The organism is Streptomyces marokkonensis, assembly GCF_039539045.1.
Lineage (GTDB): Bacteria > Actinomycetota > Actinomycetes > Streptomycetales > Streptomycetaceae > Streptomyces > Streptomyces marokkonensis.
This window is the reverse complement of the sequence record NZ_BAABCQ010000311.1, coordinates 1-4,004: the sequence shown is the minus strand read 5'-3', so window position 1 is coordinate 4,004 and position 4,004 is coordinate 1. Positions and strand designations below refer to the sequence as shown.

Here is a 4,004-nt window from a genome sequence, read left to right as displayed (position 1 = left end):
CAACCTGCCCTGACCTTCATAAGAAGCTTGCCCAGTGTTTCACCCCGGCCGAACCCGGCCATAACAGTTCGGCAGCTTCGCACATCGTCCGCACCCCCTCTGGGCGGAAACACTGCAGACCGGCATCCGCATGGACGGCGAAGGTAAGTAACCTTGCATGCGGCTGTCCAGCCACACCGGTGCGTCCGGCCTGGGCGGTGGCACGGAGACGAGCGGGCATCGGAGGGGCGGCCGGAATGACCACCGGACTGATCCCGGGGGAGCAGCCCCCGGATCCCGGGCCGACGGGTGGACTGCCGCAGCAGCGGCGAGACCCGGTCGGCCATGAGGCCGTGCACGGGGAGAGAGGGTCGAGGAGTTCTGTGATCACCGCGCGCGCGGCCGCCAGCTTCGAGCCCGTCGGACGATCGGTGGCGAGCGCCCGGTCCTTCGTCCGGGACACGCTCCAGGGCTGGGGCCATGCCGACATCGTCGACGACGCCGTGGTACTCACCAGCGAACTGGTGACCAACGCCGTGGTGCACGCCGGGACCACCGCCGACGTCGTGTGCCTGCGCGCTGACGACGGCGTACGCATCGAGGTGTCCGACCACTACCCCGAACGTGAGGTCCCCCTCCAGGGCTCCCCCGCCACCATGGGCAGCCTGGACCGCGAGGGCGGCCGCGGCCTCCAGCTGTGCGCGGCCCTGGCCGACCGCTGGGGCGTCGAGTACACGCCCACACTGAAGAACGTCTGGTTCCACCTGCACCTCCCGGAGCGCCCGGTCGGCGCTCGCACCGCCGGCCCCGCCCTTCCCGTCGACCTGCTCCCCCTGGCCGACGCCCGCGTCCGCGTCGCCGTCGTCCAGATCGACCGCACCGGCGCCGTCTCCTCCTGGAACGAGGACGCCGAGGACCTCTTCGGCTACCCCGCCGAGCAGGTCATCGGCAAGCCGCTCACCGACCTCGCCGCCTGGCCGCACACCCCGGGCACCAGCACCGGCATCGCCGAGGCTCTCCAACTCTCCCGCTGGGAGGGCAGCTACGGCATAAGGGATGCCAACGGCCGCGTCACGCCCGTCTACGCGTCCCACCTTCGCGTCCGCGACGCCGCCGGGGAGCCCTCGACGGTCTGCCTCCTCGTCCGGGACCACGAACGCGCGGTCCTGCAGACGCCGTTGCGCGTGGCATCCTCCGACTCCGCCGCCTCGTCCGAGGGCCAGAGTGCCGACCCCTTCGAGGTGTTCATCGGCTCCCCCGCCCCGGACGACCTCGACGGCCTCCTCCAGCGCACGGTCGAACGCGCCCGCGACATGCTCGACGCCGACGCCGCCTTCCTGCTCCTGGCGACCGACGACGAAACGGAGTTGGAGGTCCGCGCCTCCACCGGCCTGCCCTCCGCCCGACAGCGCTTCGCCCGCGTCCCGGTCGAGGCGGGCCCCGGCCGCTACGGCTCCGCGCGCATGCCCGCCGTGCACGACGACCTGGCGGCGGTCCCCGGCGCGGTCCCGCTGCTGAACGGCACGGGCATGCGCTCGGTCGTCACCGTCCCCCTCAAGGTCGAGGGCCGCCTCACCGGCTCCCTCGGGGTCGCGGCCGAGTCCGCCGGCCGGTACTCCAACGAGGAGGCTCTGCGCCTCCAGTTCGCCGCCGACCGCATCGCCCTGGCCGTCGAGTCGGCGCGCCTGGGCGAACTGGAACGGCTGCGCCGCGGCTCCCTCAGTTTCCTCGTCGAGGCCTCCGATCTGCTTGCCGGCACCCTGGACCGCGACCAGACGCTGGCTTTGATGGCGCAGATGACGGTGCCGACCCTGGCCACTTGGTGCGCCGTCTACACCATCGCGGACCAGGCGTCGGACCCGTACCTCTCCTATGTCCTGCACGAGGACGAGGAACTCATCGACGGCATCAAGTCACTGCTGTCGAAGATCCCCCCGCCCGATCCGGTGCCCGCTCCGGGCGCCCGCGTCTGGCCGGCCCCCGGCGAGGTGGCCCACCAGGCGGCGCTGCGCACCTCCATGCGCGACCTCGGCCTCAGCGGCGGCCCGGCGCACCGGATGAGTTCGAGCATCGGCCCGACCCTCGCCACGGCCTCCGCGGTCGGCGGCGAGACCGTGGTCCTCCCGCTGGTGGCCCGTAACCGCGTCATCGGCATGCTCACGCTCGGCAAGCCGACCGACGAGCACTTCCGCCAGGAGATCCTGGAACTGGCCGAGGACCTGTCCCGCAGGGCCGCCCTGGCCCTGGACAACGCCCGCCTGTACTCGGAGCGGACGGCCATCAGCCAGTCCCTCCAGCGCAGCCTGCTGCCCCCGGAACTCCCCGTCGTCGACGGCGTCGAGGTGGAGGTCATCTACCGCGCGGCCGGCGAGGGCAACGAGGTCGGGGGCGACTTCTACGACCTCTTCCCGATCAGCGACGGCGCGTACGGTTTCGCCATCGGTGACGTCTGCGGTACGGGGCCGAACGCGGCGGCCGTCACGGGCCTGGCCCGGCACGCCCTGCGCCTGCTGGCCCGCGAGGGCCTCAGCGGCCCGGCGGTCCTGGAGCGTCTCAACTCGGCCATCCTCGACGAGGGTGCCCGCAGCCGCTTCCTCACGCTGCTGTACGGCGAGATGCGCCCGCAGGAGGACGGCAGCGCGGAGCTGAAGGTGGTCTGCGCCGGTCACCCGCTCCCGCTCCGCCTGCGCCAGGACAGCACGGTGGAACCGGCGGCGGAGCCGCAGCCCCTCCTCGGCGTCATAGAAGACCTGGAGCTGTACGAGCAGACGGTCACCCTCGATCCGGGCGACGTCCTGCTCTGTGTCACGGACGGCGTCACCGAGCGCCGCGAGGGCATGCGCATGCTGGGCGACGACGGCCTCGCCGACGTCCTCACCACGTGCACGGGACTGACGGCCGGTGCGGTGGCGGCCCGCATCATGCGCGCGGTGGAACGCTTCGCGTCGGACGCCCCGTCCGACGACATGGCGATTCTCGCGATGCGGGTCCCGGAGCCGCACGCGGACTAGGGCACCGGCCTCGGGCATGCGAAAGGCCCCGCCCGATTGGGCGGGGCCTTTGTGACGGAGCCCCCAAACGGAATCGAACCGTTGACCTTCTCCTTACCATGGAGACGCTCTACCGACTGAGCTATAGGGGCCTGCCGCTCTGCGAGGTTTCCCTCGCCGCAACGGAATAGATCATACCCCGAACAGGCGGGTGCTCCCAACCACGCATGTCAGTACGCGGGCTGCAGTAGTCCTCCGAGCGCATTGCAGGCGGACACGACGCGTTGCATGTCCCGCCTGGTCAACGAGGCGTCGACCGGCAGCGCGAGCGTCTCGTCGGCGGCCCGCTCCGTCTCCGGCAAGGACACGCAGCGCCGGAAACCAGGCATTCGGTGCACGGGTGTCTGCACCGGCACCCTGCACTCGACTCCCCTGCCCCGCACGGCCCGGGCGAACGCGTCACGGTCCGGCCGCCCGTTGCCCGGCACCCGCACCACGTACTGCTGGTAGGTGTGCCCGTCGCCCCAGTCCGGAGTACGCACGCCTCTCAGTCTCCCGTCGAGATAGGCGGCCCGCTGCCTGCGCTGCGCGGTCTCGTCGTACGACGTCTCGGACTCGCCCCGCTCCAGCACGAGCAGCCCGTGCCGCTGTCCGACCCCACGCAGCGGCCCCATGGCGGCCGGCCGCCCGAACCGGTGTACGGCCACCACGGCGGCGGTGCGGGGAGTCAACGCCGCCTCCACCGAGGCGGTGTCCAGACAGTACGACTCCGGATCTATGTCGGCGAAGACCGGCAACGCGCCGGTCAGAGCCACGGCTTCGGCGACTTCCGCGTTCCCGAAGGCAGGTACGACGACCTCGTCGCCGACTCCTACGCCGGCGGCCCTGAGCATTGCTGCAGTACCCATACCGAGGATGGTCGTAGCGCAACGTGAACTTCAAGTAAAGGAGAACAAAAAAGGGTTGGACCCTGAACCGAAGTTCGGGATCCAACCCTTTTGAATGATTGTTCGGCGGCGTCCTACTCTCCCACAG

2 protein-coding genes and 1 tRNA gene are annotated in these 4,004 nt (G+C 71.1%); 1 reads left to right on the top strand and 2 read right to left on the bottom strand.

Annotation, left to right across the window (positions count from 1 at the left end; translation table 11 throughout):
• Positions 1-236 precede the first annotated feature (236 nt).
• Positions 237-2,990 carry a SpoIIE family protein phosphatase gene (locus tag ABEA26_RS35280; RefSeq protein ID WP_345598068.1) on the top strand — a complete coding sequence of 918 codons (2,754 nt, stop codon included), beginning with the start codon at positions 237-239 and terminating at the stop codon, positions 2,988-2,990.
• Between the two features lie 58 nt (positions 2,991-3,048).
• On the opposite strand, the gene ABEA26_RS35275 is transcribed toward ABEA26_RS35280, so the two are convergent.
• Positions 3,049-3,121 (bottom strand) — tRNA-Thr (locus tag ABEA26_RS35275).
• 78 nt (positions 3,122-3,199) lie between these two features.
• Entirely contained in the window at positions 3,200-3,862 is a 663-nt protein-coding gene (locus tag ABEA26_RS35270; protein WP_345598070.1) for a DegT/DnrJ/EryC1/StrS family aminotransferase, read from the bottom strand.
• Between the last annotated feature and the right edge of the window lie 142 nt (positions 3,863-4,004).